We start from the raw sequence: 18,209 nt of genomic DNA on the forward strand, positions 1-18,209 counted from the left end.
ACACCTATAATACGTATGAGCAAGTCAGATCGTTCAATGTCTATCTATCTATGAATGAGATTGATTTCATCTAATATCGATTTTGTTTTTCCTCCTGATTTTCTTTAAACTTAATAAACTCGCTTGCTAACACATTGTAAAGAAGGATACAACGATGCCTTTTCTCAGATTCAAAGGTTTTCCAAAGGAATTTATTGCCTCTGTTTCATCCATTATGATTCAGGAATTCTCCAAGCTTACAGGTGTACTTCCAGAGAAAGTAAAGATTGAACTACTTCATATTGAGCAAATCAACAACTCTCCGCTGTCATTGGAAATCCTTATGTTTCCGAGAGATCAGGAGATGCATGATGATATTGTGCAGGCCCTCTATCGTATTTTGGATGAACATGAGTACGGAGATGTGCATATCTTTTTCATTCTATTGTCCCCCCATTTATATTACAAAGAAGGACAACCACTCAAAACAAATCATTCTGAGCATATTTCAATTACGTAGCAAGGGTTTGCGAAACACGGCGAAATTTACTGAAGGTAACCATGCGCCAGACTGCGATGTAGCTTAACGTCACCAAATTAAAGAAGAAAGCAAGTGTTGAAGCATCCATATTCGTTATCGTCTCCATGAGCACGAATCGGAATGCAAAGATCGCGATCAGAATCACAATGACTGCTTTGCTTCGTTTGAAATAAGTGCCATCCGCTTTTACTTCAAACTTGGTTGTCATAATAAGGGGAATAGCAACGACGATGCCTATGGCTAACGCCGTAATGACTTGAACGCTTTGTATGTGTAATTTCGGATCAAACAATTGAAATAGAGAAGTAGAAATATACAGAATGGGCAATAATAGAGGTGTGCCTGATCTTTTAATCGGTTTTTGAGTGCCGCGGAATTGCCCGCGAAGGATCAAAATAAAAATCAAAATGGAGATACTTAGGGATACAGTTGAGTTCATGTTATTTCCTCCTAAAAGTTGTTCTTTCTATTAATTAAGTATCACTCATTTAGGATTGAACCAACAGTGAACATAGTAACCAAACCAAGATGACTTATGTCATGTTAAAAAGCACCGGTCAGTTAGAAGAACTTCCTTCTGATAGACCGGTGCTTTCATGGTTAAAGCATACTTATTTTAGAATCGGAGAGCCGCTATAGCCTGTTTGTATGTATCCATTCGCTCATAGTCAGAATCCGTAGGGTTAGGAATTCGACTTATGTTGCTATTGTCTTCTAGATCCAATAATTTGACTTGCGTAGCTAGCGGATTCAATTTAATCCGTTGGATGAATTGGGCATAAGATTCGTCAGCTCTTCTGGTTAAGCAGTCCAGCGCCTCAATGATGGACGAGGAAAACCCTTCTTTTTTCAAATCGAACAAGGTGATGTCTGAGTCTTCCACAACATCATGCAAAACAGCCACGATCGATTCTTCTGTTGTCTCCGCCTTGCTGGCCAACCTGATCGGATGCAGAATGTAAGGATTGCCGCCTTTATCCGTTTGACCATCATGAGCCTTAGCTGCGATGAAAATTGCTTTGGTTAACGTACTCATGCTGCTATCTCTCCATTATCTTCGTTTCGTTTGTAGCGGTTTCTCAATCGCATGAAGATCGTCTTCTAAGGCAACCATCTTATCACCAACAAGTTTCAAAGCATCTTGAATAGCTTGATTATAAATATAAGGTCCAATTTCTGCGATCATATAATCCAATAAAAATTCTGCGGAAAGTGCGCCGATTTCTTCTGATCTCTCCTCATAAAAGTACGTTTGAACATGACTAATAAGTTGATCCTTCTGCTCTTTTTCCAACTTCAATTTTAACAAGGTGACTCACTCTCCGTCTCTTGCATTCCCTTCTAAAGCCCACTTCTTAGCAACGAAATCCAGCATCAAGCGGTTATGATGACTCGTCACCAAATGTCCTGTGAACGGGTAAGCATGTATGTATTTTTCACTTGGTATGCGATTGTATACGGGATAAATCGTTTCTGGCAAACAGACGGTGTCCTTAAGTCCAACAGACATGAGAATCGGTGTGCGAATACGGTCAGCCAAATTCAGCATGTCGAAGTAACTAAGCGTTGCCAGAACTTGATCCAGCTTATCCGGATTACGTTCAATGTATTGCGCGACCTCCGTCAAGGAGCCTGTTGAATTCAGCACACCATGGTCGAGATGACACATATTGGGGATATTCGCTAGGGTAAGTGAAGCTTTATCACTTAATGCTGCTGTAAGAAGGACAAGTCCACCACCTTGACTGCCGCCAACAAGTCCGATTTTAGCGGGATCAATCTCTGGTTGTGCATACACCCAATCCACAGCTTTGAGGCTGTCCACCGCAATCGCTTTATAATAACAGGTCTCTTTATCCAGAATTCCTTGGGTTATCCAGCCTCTCGTCATCCCTGACGTTTGTGGAAGATGGTTGCCTGTATCGCCTCCCTGACCGCGGACATCTACGGCAAAGACAGCGATCCCCATTAATAACCACTGGCCATAATCTTCTGGGCGCCCGCTCCCCCCCGTATATCCGGGATAGATAATTACACAGGGCAGCTTTCCAGTTACGAAAGTGGGCACCAGAAACCAGCCATGAATCGGAGTATCATCATAACCTTCATACGTTACACGATAGGAATTCACATAGCGCAGTGGGCTCGGTTGCTGTATGCGGCTGCCATTCAATGGTCTTGCTTGACCGTCTTCCAACGTTCTATGCCAAAACTCATCGAGATCTTCTCTTGCTGTCAAAGGGGGATTGAGCAGTTGAAGCTCATCTATTCGTTTCTGAATTGCATTCAAGTGGTTCGTCAACCTCTTTCCTAGGCAAATTTCACTTCCTACTCATTTTACCAAGTTTCGGAAAAACGGTAAAATAAAAAAATCGCGCAATGGCAATTACCCATAGCGCGGTTGTAAGACAGCTTAATTATACGTAATCTTGAGTTCTAACTCAGCAGCCCGGATTAACGCGCCATCGGAGAATTTGGGCTTCTTGTATCTCGTTTCGAATTCTTCCTTAGTCAATGGAACCCATATGAAATCTTTGTTTTGATAGATCCATGTTTTCTTGCCCCAATCGACATGAATAGTCCGATTCGTAACTTTCTTGACGACACCAATTTCAATAATGACACCGGTTTTACCGAATAGTTTCGCACAATATTTGTTCAGCATTTCACTCATTGCAACACCCCATTTCACTAGCCTTCGATCTATTCTCTTATAAATGTCAGGTTATTGCAACAGAAATCACCCTAGTGAATGGCTCTCCTGCAGGGAAAGAATCATCGCGGCTGCAATTTCCGAACAGGCTTCCTCATCTTGAAATTCATCAAGGAACGACCGCCGAAACACCTTCTGGATTTCCTTGCTAAGAGTTTGCGAATTCAGATCTTGGAGGTGCTTCGATATAAAAATGGTAATCGTACGGGCTTCCCCTTCATACTCATCGTCAAGACTATGCTCATCCAATAGTCCAATAGGATCCCAGGCATCGATAATCTGGCTCACTCTATTCATGATAGGTGTCGGGTCATAAGTAAGCGAAAGCAAATAGGCATTCTCCTTGAGAATCTCCCTTTTTATGCTCCACATCATATAATTCATTCGGGTCTGCTCAGAAACTGCTCTGAATTTCAATGGAAAAAGCCTCCTTTATTGGACGCTTTCCCGATCCTCTTCCATCACTTTGATAGACCGGTCAATAATCGCCCCATTGAAGTTTATCATTTTCCCTGTCCCAAGAGCAATACAAGCCATAGGATCTTCCGCTAAATGAACCGGCACGCCTAACTCTAGCTGTAAACGCTTGTCTAATCCTTCTAATAGAGCGCCTCCACCGCAAAGCAAAATGCCTTGTTCCATCACATCACCGGCAAGCTCCGGCGGACATTTCTCCATCGCCAAACGGATGCACTCCAGTAACGATTGCATGAAATCATTCAGAATATCATAAATTTCATTCGATGAAATGGTCAAACTAGTAGGCAATCCTTCCATAAGGTCACGCCCACGGATGTTCATTTGGATATCCTTAACTGGCATCATAACCGCCGCAACCGTCTTCTTAATATCCTCAGCGGTACGCTCGCCAATGATAATGTTATACGTTCGCTTCACATATTCAATGATATCTTGATCAATTGACATACCGCCACGGCGGATAGCTTCACTGACAACAATGCCTCCAAGAGAAATGATAGCAACCTGGCTAGTTCCACCGCCGATATCAAGCACCATACTCCCGATCGGTTCCTCAACAGGCAGTCCAGCGCCCATAGCTGCAGCAAGCGGTTCTTCCACTGTTGCTGAACGTCTTGCACCTTTGTGGACGATCATTTCTTCCACGGCACGTTTCTGCACATTCGTAATGCCGCAAGGGACAGAAATCAGGACATGGAAGCTGCGAAACCAACGAAAACCACTTTTTATTTTGCCAATAAAATATTTAAGCATCGCTAAGGTCATATCGAAATTAGCAATGACACCATCCTTCAAAGGATAAATGACCTCTACATTCGCAGGTGTTCTCCCGATCATTTCATAAGCTTCCTGACCAAAAGCCTTAATTTCTCCCGTATCCGTTTGGATGGCGACGACAGACGGTTCTTGCAGAACGATACCTCTGCGTTGTTGGTAAATCAGCGTATTGCAGGTGCCCAAATCAACACCGAACAGTTCTTCCATTCTCTTTAACATGACTCGCTCCTTCTCGCTGTTTCATAGACATTGCCCATAGTAGCGGTATATTAGTTGATTATGTATGGACTGCATACCCAATAGTTGTTCGCATTTCGTTTCCATTCTACGGGGGTATTATAAAACTTTGTGCATCGCAATAACTAGTTTACTCGGCGTGCAACATACGTTATACAATCACTTTTGAGCAGCACGGGCCGTTCATTACGCTCAATTGCAAACTCTAATTGCTTGATTGTCGTATAAGTAATGTCCCAACCCTGATAAGCCTCGGCGAAGATTTTCTCCGCCTTTTCCGTTGCCAGATTCACTTCCATCATCGGTTCAAGCAAGCTGCCTGACAACAAATCTATCTCCTGACAATTGGTATTTACGATAAGACAGTTAATGCCATTAACTTTCGTGCCGCGCACCATTTTCCGAATGACATCCGTAAATATTTGATATCCACGCATACGACTTGTCCACCACGAGATTTCAATGATTGAGCGATCGGAATGCTATTACGGCCTACACCGCTGCCAAGATCAAGCACGGATAATTCCTCATACGCATCAAATACCTGTAAAGTATCCATCACGTTTTGACAGGCTTGTTCAGCCATGACCCGGGTTCAAATAACTACCATTATATGCCTACCTAGTCAATTAAAAAAGGGACAGTTTGAGCAGCCTTCACCTGTCCCTCCTCTTATTCTAATACACATAAAATCCATGCCCGGATTTACGACCTAAGCGTCCTGCCTTGACATATTTCCGCAGCAGCGGGCATGGTCGGTATTTGGGATCCTTGAATCCGTCATACAAGATTTCCATTATGGAGAGACAGGTATCCAATCCAATAAAATCCGCTAACTCCAATGGCCCCATCGGATGGTTCATTCCCAGTTTCATCACCTTATCCACCGATTCGGCCGTAGCCACACCTTCATACACGGTAAAAATGGCTTCATTGATCATTGGCATTAGAATACGATTGGATACGAAACCAGGAAAATCGTTCACCTCAACTGGGATTTTACCCAGCTTCTCACTCAGCTGATATATCTCATCAAAGACAATTTGTGAGGTTTCCAATCCGCGGATCACTTCCACAAGAGGCATGATGGGCACAGGATTCATAAAATGCATGCCAATTACATGCGATGGCCTTCTGGTTACGGCGGCAATTTCTGAAATGGGAAGCGATGACGTATTGGTGGCTAAGATTGTTGCCGGTCGGCATAGGCTATCCAAGCGATGGAATAACAAGGCTTTCAAAGCCATATTTTCTGAAATGGCTTCAATCACAAGATCCGCCTGCTCGGCTTGTTCCAAAAACTCCGCTAAATGAATGTGACTTAGAATCTCAGCTTTACGATCTGCCGTTATCTTTCCTTTTTCAACCTGTCGATGAAGCTGGCTGTTAATGGATATCAAACCTTTGTTCAGCATTTCTGATGACGTATCATGCAGGAACACCTTCATGCCTGAAGCTGCAGCTACTTGAGCAATCCCGCTTCCCATTTGACCTGCACCAACGACCATGATGGTTTGAATGTTCATCGGATCACCTCTCCATTCACATGGAATTACCCATCTACTTTGAGCAGAATCGCATCCCCCTGGGCGGCTCCACTGCAAATAGCCGCAATCCCATATCCTCCCCCTAGTCGGCGCAGCTCGTGAATCAGTGTTAAAATGATGCGGGCCCCGCTTGCGCCGAGGGGATGGCCAAGTGCAATGGCTCCGCCATTCACATTGACTCGTTCGGAGTTCCACCCCAGCTGCTGCTTACAGGTCAGCAAGACCGCTGCAAATGCTTCATTCACTTCAAATCTGTCGATTTGATCGAGTGAAATCCCCGTTTGGCGCAGGACTTTTTGGATGGCCAAGGCAGGTGTAATCGCAATATATGGCGCACGCTCACCTACGGTTGCATGGCCTACTATCGTTGCAAGCGGCACTATCCCTTGTTCGATGGCTTTATCTTTGGACATGAGCAAATGAGCCGCTGCACCGTCATTAACACTCGGCGCATTGCCTGCGGTTATCGTCCCATTCTTCACTAGCGCGGGCAATGCCGAGAGCTTGAGAAGACTTGTATCTGGGCGAGGACCTTCATCTTCTGTAATCGCAAGCGTCCCTTGCTTCGTTGGGATGTCTACAGGAACAATCTCCTCAGCCATATAACCGTTCCGTATAGCTCGGATAGCTCTTAGGTGACTGCGAAGCGCCCATGCATCCTGAGATTGACGATCTATAGCGAATTCATCGGCGACCTCACTGCCGTGCACGAACATCTGAACCTGATGAAACGGGCACATCAGACCATCATGCTGCATAAGATCCATGATCCGCTGATCGCCCATCCGAGCTCCCCAACGGATACTTGGCAGCAAGTACGGAGCATTGCTCATACTCTCCATCCCGCCTGCAACAATCGCCTCCGCATCGCCCGAACGGATAATTTGATCGGCAAGTGTCACACTTCGCATACCAGAAGCACATACTTTGTTTATCGTCTCAGTGGTAACGGACCAATCTAGTCCTGCTAAGCGCGCCGCCTGCCGAGAAGGTATTTGGCCTGCTCCGCCTTGCAGCACCATCCCCATGATAACTTCATCAATCATCGTTGGATCCAGCGATGAACGTCTAATTGCCTCCTTCATGGCAATTCCGCCAAGCATGACTGCTGGAACATCCTTCAGAGCTCCACCAAATTTAGCGAATGGCGTCCGAGCCGCGCTTACAATAACACTTTGCCTCATTCACTTCGCCCCCCCGTCTCTTCAGGCAGGACCGTTTTGGCGATTTGCTTATCCAAGGCTTCATAATCGGCATACCGAATTGCCTTGTACAATTCACCGCGTGTTTGCATGGCAGGAAGCGAGGCAATCTGGGTCCCTGTTTGATTAATTTCTGCCAAGACATTCTCGATCGCCTTGGCCGCGACCCGGAGTGAAGTCACGGGATAAATCACCATTCGATATCCCCAGCTTTCGAACTGTTCGGCTGTATAATAGGGCGTTCGACCGAACTCTGTCATATTTGCCAATAGAGGGCATTGCACGGCTTGTGCGAACTGCTTAAACTCATCTTGATTGGCCAAAGCCTCAGGAAATATTGCGTCAGCGCCAGCGGCCAGGTAGCGTTTTGCTCGTGCAATCGCTTCTTCCATGCCGTGAACGCTTCTGGCATCCGTTCTGGCGACGAGATACAGCGTTGGACTCACCGCTTTGATTGTTAATATTTTTTGTACCATTTCTTCACATGAAATGAGCTTCTTCCCGTTTAAATGCCCGCATTTCTTAGGCATATCTTGGTCCTCGATTTGCACGGCAGCGACCTTGGCTTCCACCATTTCCTTTGCTGTGCGAGCCACGTTCAGGACCCCACCATACCCCGTATCAATATCGACCAGCAAAGGAAGCCCCGCTGCGCGAATTAGTTCACGAGCACGCTCTGCTACTTCGTTGGAGTAAATCAAACCCAAATCAGGCAGCCCTCTGCTGGCGGTGTAGGCAGCTCCTGATAAATAGATTGCCTTGAACCCTGCTTGCTTGGCTAATCTCGCAGCCATCCCGTCATGCGTTCCGGGGATTTTGACAATTGGCCCCGCTTCTACAGCCTCTCGAAATAAAGCAGCAAGCTGGCGTTGATCGGGCTCATCTTCAATCAGCCAGGACATAGTCCCCTCCTCCTTGGCTTGTTGCCAGTCTTACGGCTTCAAATAACAAAATGGGTCATGAATTCATGAAAAGGCATTTGAAGCAAGCGATCTTCATCTACACTAAGCTCCATAATCTCACTGGCTTTGCGCTTAGGAAAGCGGGTTAATAAATTGGCTTCAAATTTATCTCTTACCTTAGGCAACCCTTCCTCCCGCCGTTTGCGGTGACCGAGCGGATATTCACAGACGACTTTATCTGTTGATGTGCCATCCTTATAGTGAATTTGAATCGCATTTGCAATTGAACGTTTATCTGGATCCAAATAATCCAAACTGTACTGCGGATCTTCTACCACGATCATTTTCTCGCGAAGTTGATCAATCTGTGGATCTTGGGCTATGTCATCTTCGTAATGTTCAGCTGTTAATGTGCCATAAAGCAACCCGATGGCTACCATGTACTGCAAACAATGGTCACGATCAGCAGGATTATGAAGCGGACCCTGTTTATCAATAATTCGCATTGCAGATTGATGCGTCGTCAACGTGATTACAGCGATATCTGACAAACGGTTATGAACCAACGGATACAGTTCAAGCGCGCATTCGACCGCAGTTTGGGCGTGAAACTCAGCCGGATAGGAGATTTTAAAAAGAATATGCTCCATGACATATGAGTCAAGCGTTCTCCCTAGAGTGAGCGTTTTCCCTTGAAACAAAGCGTCTTGAAAACCCCAGGTTTTGGCGGTTAGCGCCGTGGTGTACCCTATTTCACCACCGATCGTCATGTAAGCCAGTCGCACCGCGCGGCTCGTAGCATCACCGGCAGCCCACGATTTGCGCGAGCCCGTATTCGGGGCATGACGATAGGTTCGCAGACTGGCTCCATCGATCCATGCCTGGGAAATCGCGCTGCCTATTGCCTCCTTGTTTCCTCCCAACATCGCGGTCGACACAGCCGTAGAGGCGACTTTGACCAGATGTACATGATCTAAGCCCACACGATTCAAGCTGTTTTCCAGCGCAAGCACGCCTTGAATTTCGTGGGCTTTGATGGACATGTTCAGAACATCTTTGACAAGAAAAGGAGCTTTCCCTTCGCTGATCCTACAGCGGCTTATATAATCGGCAAGTGCAATGATGCTGCCCAAATTATCAGATGGATGCCCCCATTCAGCTGCAAGCCATGTATCGTTATAATCCAGCCAACGAATCATACAGCCAATATTAAAGGCCGCATGAATCGGCTCTAACTCATACCTGGTGCCCGGAACGCGGGCTCCCCCTGGCAAATAGGCACCTGGGACAACAGGACCCAAATGCTTCGTACATTCAGGAAAGCGTAATGCCAGCAGTCCGGTTCCAATAGAATCCAGTAAGACATATCGGGCAATTCGAAAAGCTTCCGCGCTTTCGATCTTTGCGTTCAGTGTATACTCGGCAATTTCCTCTATTAATGGATCAAAGGATAGTGCTTTAGCATCCGAGTAACCAAAGCTACTCATCGACATCCATCCTTTCTCTTAAAGACTCTCCGCCGTGAAAGGATGCAGATTTCGTGGTCCTGTATAGCTCACGCGCGGGCGGTAAAGCCGATTATGATCATGCTGCTCAATCACATGTGCACAAATCCCAACCGTACGGGCTGCCAGAAACACGGGTGTGAACAACTCAATAGGAATCCCTAACAAATAATAGACAGGGGCTGCATAGTAGTCCAGATTGGGATGCAGATTCTTCTCCCGCTTCATGACTTCTTCCCCTCGGACACACATGTTGTATAGCTGAGGCTGATTTTTGAGTATGGCTAGCTCATTTAACGCCGTTTTCATAAGAATTGCGCGTGGATCCGCCTTTTTCATATAAACGCGATGTCCAAACCCCATGATGCGTTCCCGCTTTTGCAGCTTAGCCAAGAGGATAGACTCCAGCTTCTCTTCTGTTCCTGCTTCCAATAGCATAGCCATCACGGCTTCATTAGCTCCCCCATGCAGGGTCCCTTTCAGCGAGGCAACCGCGCCAGTTAATGCTCCGTAGATATCCGATTGCGTTGAAGCGATGACCCTTGCAGCGAAAGTTGAATTCGGCATCTCGTGCTCACTATAGACGATAAGTGACTGATCAAAAATATCCGTTTCCAATTGCGTTGGGACATGTCCCGTCATCAGATACAAGAAATTAGCGGTATAAGATAGATCTTTCCGCGGTTCAATGAACGGCTGGCTGCACTTGGCTCGATAGCCATAAGCGACAATTTGCGGCACTTTGGCAAGCAACCGCAGCGCTTTGCGCACATTTGCCTCATGAGATCGATCATCCAACTCCGGATCGTAACTGGCTAAAGTCGAAATCCCTGTGCGCAATACATCCATGGCATGAGCCTGAGGTGGCAATAAAGCAAGAACAGAACACACGTTCTGAGGAAGGTCATATTCCCTCTGGATATCCCCTTCAAGATCCTTTCGCCCCCGTTCACTAGGCAAAACATCGTAAAGAAGCAGTCCCACAATGTCCAAATAGGTTACGTTCTGAGCAAGTTCGATCAAATCATACCCACGAATCACGATTTCTTCTTGATCCACATCCAAGTACGAAATGGCTGTTTCACTGGCAATGACATTTTCAAGTCCAGGTCGGTGCAAATCACTCATCTCATGCACTCCCTTCCTCAAGTTCAACCGCTTCCTTCAATCTGCAAGCAGCATACGGGAAATTACAATACGTTGAATTTCATTCGTTCCTTCGTAGATCTGAGTTACTTTGGCATCACGCATGTAACGCTCTACCGGAAATTCCTTCGTATACCCATAGCCTCCGAATATTTGGACCGCTTCGATGCTTACTTGCATCGCCGTATCACTTGCAAAAAGCTTCGCCATAGCGGCTTCTTTGCCATATGGCAACCCAGCACTTTCCCTCCAGGCGGCTTGGTAAGTCAATAACCGAGCCGCTTCGATCTTCGTTGCCATATCGGCAATCTTAAAGGCAATCGCTTGCTGCCTGCCGATTGGCTTGCCGAACTGCTTTCTCTCCTTGGCATATGCGATAGAGACATCCATTGCGCCCTGCGCAATACCAAGTGCTTGCGCAGCAATGCCAATGCGTCCTCCTTCCAGACATTTCATCGCAATCGGAAATCCTTCACCTATTTCCCCTAATCGGTTTTCCTCGGGGATACGGCAGTTTTCGAAGCGAAGTTCGATCGTAGGCGAGGAACGTATGCCCAGTTTTCTTTCTTTGTGACCAAAAATAAAGCCAGGAGCACCTTTTTCCACGATAAATGCCGTGCATCCCTTGTGCTTCTGTGCGAGATCCGTCATCGCAAAAACAATATAAATCTCTGCTTCTCCGCCATTCGTCACAAACAGCTTGGAGCCATTGAGCAGATAACTGTCTCCCTCCTTAGTCGCTGTCGTACGCATAGCGCCAGCATCGGAACCAGATCCGCTTTCAGTCAGACTATAAGCCCCTAGCTGCTTGCCCTCGGCCAATGATTTCAAAAACCTAAGCTTCTGGGCTTCTGTACCATACTTATAGATCGCCCAGCTTGTAAGTGACGTATGCACAGATAACATAACACCCGTAGAAGCACATACCCGGGAGAGTTCCTCAACCACGAGGGCATACGTAAGAAAATCTGCACCAAGCCCGCCATAGACTTCCGGCCATGGAATGCCCGTTAAACCGAGTTCACCCATTTTATCGAACAGTCCGCGATCGAATTTCTCTTCTTCATCCCTCCAAGCAGCGGTAGGTTCAATTTCATTCTTAGCAAAATCGCGCACCATGGAACGAATCATCTGCTGTTCATCCGTTAAAACCAGTTGCATGCGCTCACCATCTTCCTCATGGCTGACTGTTCTGCAAGTGTTGTCGAGGCCAAGCTCAGTTGATGTCGGAGTTTAGGACAAGTTGTAATCGTTTCCACTTGATATGTTATATATACACCTCTAGATGAAGGCATATACCTTCTGCCTTGCATGTTTTTCGACATTCTCGATGACGCAGTCAGGCTAGAGACGATTTCTTAACGATTGGCAAACAGTCTCATCACAATGAATCGTCAGTCAATGATCCTATAGGAAAACCAAGCCCCCTAACGAACTCAATACCCTTTATTCAACCAAAATCGCTCATTCTGAAAATCTAATGAATTCCAGATGCTCTAGTTCTAGAAAATGAACACCTTTCCGCCTAAAATTTGCTCGGTAGCGTCAACTCCATTCATTAAATCTCCTAAATCGCCAATTTCTCGTCTATAAGCATCCTACCGTTCATTAGCTGCCCTTTACGACCGCAACCCTCCAACCAAAGAGGCTATGGTGAAGCCAATACATATGAGGTAAGCTCACTCATCCCAAACCCCAAAACATATAAATTCTAGTTAAGTAAAACAGCTGCATCGCCCTGAGCGATCAGCCTCTTCTTAGCGGCAAAACCTGTAAGGGAACTAGAGGACGCTATTTAGGGAAAAAGCAGGGATGAGCGGGTCATAGCGGAACTACAGGGTCTTATTTCCACGAATTCAGCTAAATTTCCCAGCAAACAGCAAAATAGCGTCCTATAGTTCCCTCCACCTCTCGGTTTTACACTTTGGGCTTAAAATAGCGCCCTGTAGTTCCCCTCCCTCTGCGCAAGGCAACTGCAGTAACTCCGCGTTCACTTCAAAACATATAAAAAAAAGCTCATCCTCTATCGCTAGAGAATGAGCACCGAATTCAATCGAAAGTTTAGTTAATATCCACACTCACCGTCGCGTAAGCATTTTCGCTATAAATCGTAATTTGATGAGTCGTCGCTTGCTCAGGCTTCGCTGTCAGCTTCACTTCTAGGCGGGCGATGCCATTCGTATCGAAGAGATCGCTCGCACTCAGGGAAGCTCCGGCTTTTACAACTTCAAGATGCGGATTATCTGGATTTATGTCAGGCAGCAACGTTTTGGTCGTTACCTCCCCATTATCCCATTGTTTTTTGGTAACCGGATTTCCGTATTGGTCGTACAGATTTAAGGTAATCGTAGCTGTTTCGCCAACGTTCAGAAATCTCGTTTTACCATTGGAATAAGTTAATTTATTCGGCTCAATCACACTGAGAATAGGTGCATTTCCTACTTTGAAGCTTCTCGAAACATTGAGGTTTTGATTTTTCAAGTAGACGGTAACTGGGATAAAGTCGTTCAATTGTGCAGCATTTGTTGCTTTAACATCCGCAATAATGACCAGATTCCCCCACTCGTCTTTGCTAATATCCGTGGGAGCTGCTCCTGCTACTGTAGCTGTGAAAGCTGATGCTTCCACAGAAGCTACTTCCCCATATTGATTTAAAGCTTTCACTTTAATAGAAGCAGAAGCACTATTCGCAATCGTATCGCTTGGATTTACGAACTTCAGTTCGGTTACTTGTTCCTTTTGCACTCTGAAATTAACATCTTTTCTTAATACAGAAGAGGAATCAATGCCCGAAATTTCAACTGTGTAGTCGCCTTCACTTAATGGTGAAGCGGACACTAACGTTGCCCATTTATGATCATCGGACCACGTTGCTGTCACAGGCACACTCATACTTCCTTTGCTCAGCATAAAAGTCGCTTTTTTCGTATCAACCGTGTCGTTTACCCACACTTTTACCGTGCTTGCACCTATCGCTTGAGCACCGATGAGTGATACTTTGTCAGGAACATATTGCTGTTTGGTTTCATAGGCACCTGTCACCAGCAGCTCGCGAGTTGCAGGCTGTAGACCTTCGAAAGCTCCAACACTTTCAGGCAGTATCTTTAAGCTTGTAGCAAGTGCTACATACCCTTTCGCCCAATCCGATACAGATCCGTCTGTAAGTGTCAAGGCTTCTGCTTGTGCTTCCTTACCTAAAATTCGAATGAAGAACGCAGCCAGTTCTTGTTTGGTCACTTGAGCTGCGGGACTGTAGGTCCACTCACTCGTGCCCTCTGTAATTCCTGCTGTTTTCAAAGCTTCAATATAAGGAAGTGCATAGCCATTGGCTTGATCGTATGTACTTACATCCGTATATGAGGATACGCGAAGCCCTGCATTAACAGGTAGTTTCAAAAGCAATGCGGCTACTTTGGCGAACTGGGCGCGATTCATTTGACTTTTCAAACCGAAAGTCGTTTCTGTTATTCCGTCGACAATGCCGGCGCTGATCATCGCATCGAATTTGGCTTTCGTTGCGGTGTCCAGTTGGCTTAAATCGGTGTAATCAGAAGATGATTTCCCGAATGCGACGGATGAGAACATGGATAATGCCATTGCAGAAGTAAGTGCGACTGTAAGTGTTTTTTTCATAGTTTGTTTCCTCCTAAAAGTTGGGTTATGTATGGATAGGAATTTATACCCAGCAATTTGGAGTTCGAAACTCAAGACTATTTTTTTTTTTGAAAATGGATCGATCATTTACCTCTTGGCGCGGTAGTTAGACAGATTCCAGGAAGGCCACGAATCGCTGTCAATCCCAGATATGACGCGGTTTATCGTGAGTTCCAATTCCACTAATTCTGGATGACGAATTTGTAAATCTCTTAGCGCTGGAACCACATCCGTGGATAAGTCTCCCAGATAGGCAAGATCAATAACTCCTGTTCGTTCATATCGAGCTGTATTGTTCACTGCAATCCGCTCATCAATATTGATGTAATTCATAACCAGGTAAGCCAAAATTGCCGAAGTGATATACGCTCTGGACAATGACATCTTCTCCACCCAAATACGATAAAGCGCAATGATAAATAACACGCCAAGAAATATCATAAAACCATGAACCAGCAATCTCGTCTGTGTAAAACCATAAGCTTCTTCATACAAAGCAAGCCTGCTATATGCTGAACTTAACATGACAAGTGTACATACAACTAGTAGACTTAATAGCACTTTACGTATTAATTCCCCGGTTTGAGCCGATTTTCGAATCCAATGCAAGCCAGGAAACAATAACGCAACATTGATTAAAGCAACAAAGACAAGCTCAGCAAACCCTCTCCGCGCATATTCTGCATAAGCTACACCGTCCGGCAGCAACCCGTCAGCGGCTCCAAACAAATAGGAGAATTGGATTATCGCAAATAGCACATAAACAAAATTCACACAGATTAGCAAAGTCCCCGCAGTAAGGGGATCTAATTGAATCTTCCTATTCTTCTCAAGCAATTCAATTTCCTCAACCTTCGGAATCGAATCCACCTCAGCATTTTTGGGCAAAAGCAGGCCAAGCAGGTAGCAAAAAATGTAGATCGTGACGCAAATCGCTAAGAGTATACGAAAAATAACTTCGAACGTAGATCCCCCATCGAACCAATTCGGAATGTGTTCGAGCCAAGACAGGAAAATGCGATCAGCGGAAGCAAGTAAACTAATAATGACAAATAAGATTGGTACAGCCAAAAGCAAACCTACTCCTATTTTAGCAAATTTCCCTCTGCTCGCCTCACGCTCATTTTCTTTGGCAGGCAGCCATGACTTAATCATCCCTAGTGGAACGGATATATGAGCCAGCGGTCTTCCCATAACATGCCGCAATATATCCTGTAAGAAAGACGCATGGTACCACGCATGCTTGCTATTGCGAGACAACACAATCGTTTGCATTACTATGAGCAAGGGCAATGCTAAACCATTCAGCGTATGAAACAAGCGATTCGCAAATAATCCGTATGTAAGTGCCAAAAGCACACTAGGAACCAGCAGGAGCCAACCCGCTTTGCTCTGGCCTTCCCATGGCTCGAAGCCGCCCAATCGTCCTTTAATGGCATAAAAGTACAAACTATAGAAGCCAGCCACAACGATCAATACAGACACGCCGGCTGTGCGGCCAACGAATAAATATTGAAAGGCCAAACCGAATAAACAAGCATACATCAGCATCATGCCGTATTTCTTTTGCCATGGAGCGGGATCTCTCATTCAACATACTCTCCTTTGTAAAGCTAATGGTTAGGGCGCTGCTAGACATTGTTATTTCCTGCCTTTTATTGTAACCTTTAAAACAAGAACAAAAAGTGTAACTTTAAATTTCATAATTTCATATTTTATGATGGAGGCATGCAAGTGAAAATTCGCAAGCATTATTTGACATTGCGCCGCGCTTTCCCCCATATCCAGGAAGAGTCTCCCATTGAGATTACACTCGAAGAATTAGCCTCTTGTTTGGATTGTACACATCGCAACATGGTACTGGTTTTGAAGCGCATGCAGCAGGAAGGCTGGCTGACTTGGCTGCCCAAAAAAGGACGCAGCAACCGCTCCAGCCTGTTCTTTCACGCAAAAAAAGAATCCATACTCCTGGAGGAAGCCAAGGAGTTGGTCGCCAGACAAGATTTGCATTCGGCATTGGAGCTGCTGCAAGCTTCCGAAGAAGCCCTCTCCCTAAGAGAGCAATTTCAGGATTGGCTCTCTGGACAATTCGGCTTCCGCTCTGAAGTGCAGAATCAGCGCAGAACCGACGTGTTGCGCTTTCCTCTCACCCAAACAATTCACACCTTAGACCCAGCCGCTATCCATTATGCGGGGGAATCGCATCTGGTGAATCAGTTGTTCGACGGTCTCGTGCGCATGGATGCGAAAGGAGACCAGATTTTGCCGCATCTCGCCCATGCTTGGGAAACGGATGATGCTCGCACCCTTTGGACCTTCTATCTGCGCAAAGGCGTTCAGTTCCATCACGGCCGCGAAATGCTGGCCAGCGATGTGAAATATTCGCTCGAACGGCTCCAACGGCTCGCGCCGCGCGGTCTGTACAGCTGGGCTTATGCGAACATTTGCGAGATAACGACGCCGGACGAAACAACCGTTCGTATTCAATTAAAGGAAAGAAATGAACTATTTCTGGGCTTCTTAACGACGAACCGCGCTTCGATTGTTCCCGCTGACGTCTATGTGAATCATGTGGACGGTATGAACGCCAGTCCTGTCGGGACTGGACCTTTTCGTTTAACAGGACAAGAACAAGGTATCTGGATTTTGGAGGCATTCCCCTTTTATTTTCAGGGACGAGGGTTTCTGGATCGGGTTGAAGTGTGGACACTGCCAGAGCAGGAGCAGACCGATCTGTCTGATCAGCTGCGTCCCTATCAAATCATGCACAATGTACGAATTTCCGACATGGATGCAGAACGTTGGCAGCAAGTCAGGCAATCTGGCATGACAACCAAATTTCTAACCGTTAATGCGTTGAAAGATGGCCCCTTGAAGAACCCGCAGAATCGCCAAGTGCTAAGCAACGCCTTGGATCGCACTTTTTTGCTGGAACAACTTTCGGGGGATGTTATTGAGACTGCGAACAGCTTTTTCCCATACACACAATCTGATGTACCGAATTCGATTGTCTCTACTGCCCCTACGACCGGGATTGTCGAAAATTACTGTACAGCTAGTTATCAGGGAGAACATCTCACGCTAGCTACTATCCCACAGTATGAGCATGATGCCTTACATTTGCAGCGCATGTACGCCAAGTCCGGTATTATGCTGGACATTATGCTGATTCCTGCCGAAGAGTTCAAAGGAGAGCAGCGCATGAGCGCCGACCTCGTGCTGTTTGCAATTATGTTAGATGAGCATCGTGAACTGCGTCTCTATGATATGTACAAAAGTATGCGTCAGCATGCAGACCAAGATGTCCAAGCATTGCTCGATGACAACTTATTCCAACTGCGCCTAGAGCCAGATGCTGGACGTCGAAAAGCGCTGCTTGAGCAGTTGGAATCACAGCTCAAGCAGCGCCATAGCCTGCTATTTCTATATCGTAAGCATCTCAAAACAGCTTACCACCCTTCCATCCGCGGCATCTCTCTGGACTCGCTCGGTTGGGTGCGATTTCGCGATATCTGGTTTACCTAGA

At 45.9% G+C, this 18,209-nt stretch carries 18 protein-coding genes; 2 read left to right on the plus strand and 16 right to left on the minus strand.

Going from position 1 to position 18,209, the window contains the following annotated elements; all coding sequences use genetic code 11:
• Positions 1 to 154: 154 nt before the first annotated feature.
• A complete protein-coding gene (locus LOZ80_RS12750) occupies positions 155 to 499 on the plus strand; it encodes a DUF1904 family protein (protein WP_238171787.1) in 345 nt (114 codons plus the stop codon).
• Here the strand turns inward: LOZ80_RS12750 and LOZ80_RS12755 are convergent.
• From LOZ80_RS12755 to LOZ80_RS12830, 16 genes are all read right to left on the minus strand, one after another.
• Positions 492 to 959, minus strand: a complete 468-nt coding sequence (locus tag LOZ80_RS12755) for a CcdC protein domain-containing protein (protein ID WP_238171788.1) — start codon at positions 957 to 959, stop codon at positions 492 to 494. The genes LOZ80_RS12750 and LOZ80_RS12755 overlap by 8 nt on opposite strands.
• Positions 960 to 1,136: 177 nt before the next feature.
• Entirely contained in the window at positions 1,137 to 1,556 is a 420-nt protein-coding gene (locus tag LOZ80_RS12760; protein ID WP_189019752.1) for a GTP pyrophosphokinase, read from the minus strand.
• A gap of 15 nt (positions 1,557 to 1,571) precedes the next feature.
• Complete coding sequence (locus LOZ80_RS12765; protein ID WP_238171789.1) at positions 1,572 to 1,829, minus strand: DUF2164 domain-containing protein; 258 nt, start codon at positions 1,827 to 1,829, stop codon at positions 1,572 to 1,574.
• A gap of 6 nt (positions 1,830 to 1,835) precedes the next feature.
• On the minus strand, positions 1,836 to 2,810 hold the full coding sequence (locus tag LOZ80_RS12770; RefSeq protein WP_238171790.1) for an acetylxylan esterase: 975 nt from the start codon (positions 2,808 to 2,810) through the stop codon (positions 1,836 to 1,838).
• Between the two features lie 123 nt (positions 2,811 to 2,933).
• Complete coding sequence (locus LOZ80_RS12775; RefSeq protein WP_238171791.1) at positions 2,934 to 3,194, minus strand: hypothetical protein; 261 nt, start codon at positions 3,192 to 3,194, stop codon at positions 2,934 to 2,936.
• A gap of 66 nt (positions 3,195 to 3,260) precedes the next feature.
• Positions 3,261 to 3,650, minus strand: a complete 390-nt coding sequence (locus LOZ80_RS12780) for a DUF1871 family protein (protein WP_238171792.1) — start codon at positions 3,648 to 3,650, stop codon at positions 3,261 to 3,263.
• Positions 3,651 to 3,665: 15 nt separating this feature from the next.
• Complete coding sequence (locus tag LOZ80_RS12785) at positions 3,666 to 4,709, minus strand: rod shape-determining protein (RefSeq protein WP_238171793.1); 1,044 nt, start codon at positions 4,707 to 4,709, stop codon at positions 3,666 to 3,668.
• A gap of 143 nt (positions 4,710 to 4,852) precedes the next feature.
• Positions 4,853 to 5,164, minus strand: a complete 312-nt coding sequence (locus LOZ80_RS12790) for a hypothetical protein (RefSeq protein WP_238171794.1) — start codon at positions 5,162 to 5,164, stop codon at positions 4,853 to 4,855.
• Between the two features lie 240 nt (positions 5,165 to 5,404).
• Positions 5,405 to 6,253 carry a 3-hydroxybutyryl-CoA dehydrogenase gene (locus LOZ80_RS12795; RefSeq protein WP_238171795.1) on the minus strand — a complete coding sequence of 283 codons (849 nt, stop codon included), beginning with the start codon at positions 6,251 to 6,253 and terminating at the stop codon, positions 5,405 to 5,407.
• 26 nt (positions 6,254 to 6,279) lie between these two features.
• Complete coding sequence (locus tag LOZ80_RS12800; RefSeq protein WP_238171796.1) at positions 6,280 to 7,458, minus strand: acetyl-CoA C-acetyltransferase; 1,179 nt, start codon at positions 7,456 to 7,458, stop codon at positions 6,280 to 6,282.
• Complete coding sequence (gene prpB, locus LOZ80_RS12805; protein WP_238171797.1) at positions 7,455 to 8,378, minus strand: methylisocitrate lyase; 924 nt, start codon at positions 8,376 to 8,378, stop codon at positions 7,455 to 7,457. Before prpB ends, LOZ80_RS12800 begins: the two co-directional genes overlap by 4 nt.
• Positions 8,379 to 8,416: 38 nt before the next feature.
• A complete protein-coding gene (locus LOZ80_RS12810; RefSeq protein WP_238171798.1) occupies positions 8,417 to 9,865 on the minus strand; it encodes a bifunctional 2-methylcitrate dehydratase/aconitate hydratase in 1,449 nt (482 codons plus the stop codon).
• Positions 9,866 to 9,883: 18 nt separating this feature from the next.
• A complete protein-coding gene (gene mmgD, locus LOZ80_RS12815) occupies positions 9,884 to 11,011 on the minus strand; it encodes a citrate synthase (RefSeq protein ID WP_238171799.1) in 1,128 nt (375 codons plus the stop codon).
• A gap of 36 nt (positions 11,012 to 11,047) precedes the next feature.
• Positions 11,048 to 12,190, minus strand: a complete 1,143-nt coding sequence (locus LOZ80_RS12820; protein ID WP_238171800.1) for an acyl-CoA dehydrogenase — start codon at positions 12,188 to 12,190, stop codon at positions 11,048 to 11,050.
• A 900-nt stretch (positions 12,191 to 13,090) separates the two neighbouring features.
• Entirely contained in the window at positions 13,091 to 14,662 is a 1,572-nt protein-coding gene (locus LOZ80_RS12825; RefSeq protein ID WP_238171801.1) for an S-layer homology domain-containing protein, read from the minus strand.
• A gap of 108 nt (positions 14,663 to 14,770) precedes the next feature.
• Positions 14,771 to 16,273 (minus strand): DUF4153 domain-containing protein, encoded by a 1,503-nt coding sequence (locus tag LOZ80_RS12830; protein ID WP_238171802.1) that lies wholly within the window; start codon positions 16,271 to 16,273, stop codon positions 14,771 to 14,773.
• A 144-nt stretch (positions 16,274 to 16,417) separates the two neighbouring features.
• Here LOZ80_RS12830 and LOZ80_RS12835 point away from each other — a divergent pair, with 144 nt between their 5' ends.
• Positions 16,418 to 18,208 (plus strand): ABC transporter substrate-binding protein, encoded by a 1,791-nt coding sequence (locus LOZ80_RS12835; protein ID WP_238171803.1) that lies wholly within the window; start codon positions 16,418 to 16,420, stop codon positions 18,206 to 18,208.
• Position 18,209: the final 1 nt, after the last annotated feature.

The sequence above is a fragment of the Paenibacillus sp. HWE-109 genome, assembly GCF_022163125.1.
Taxonomy (GTDB): Bacteria; Bacillota; Bacilli; order Paenibacillales; family NBRC-103111; genus Paenibacillus_E.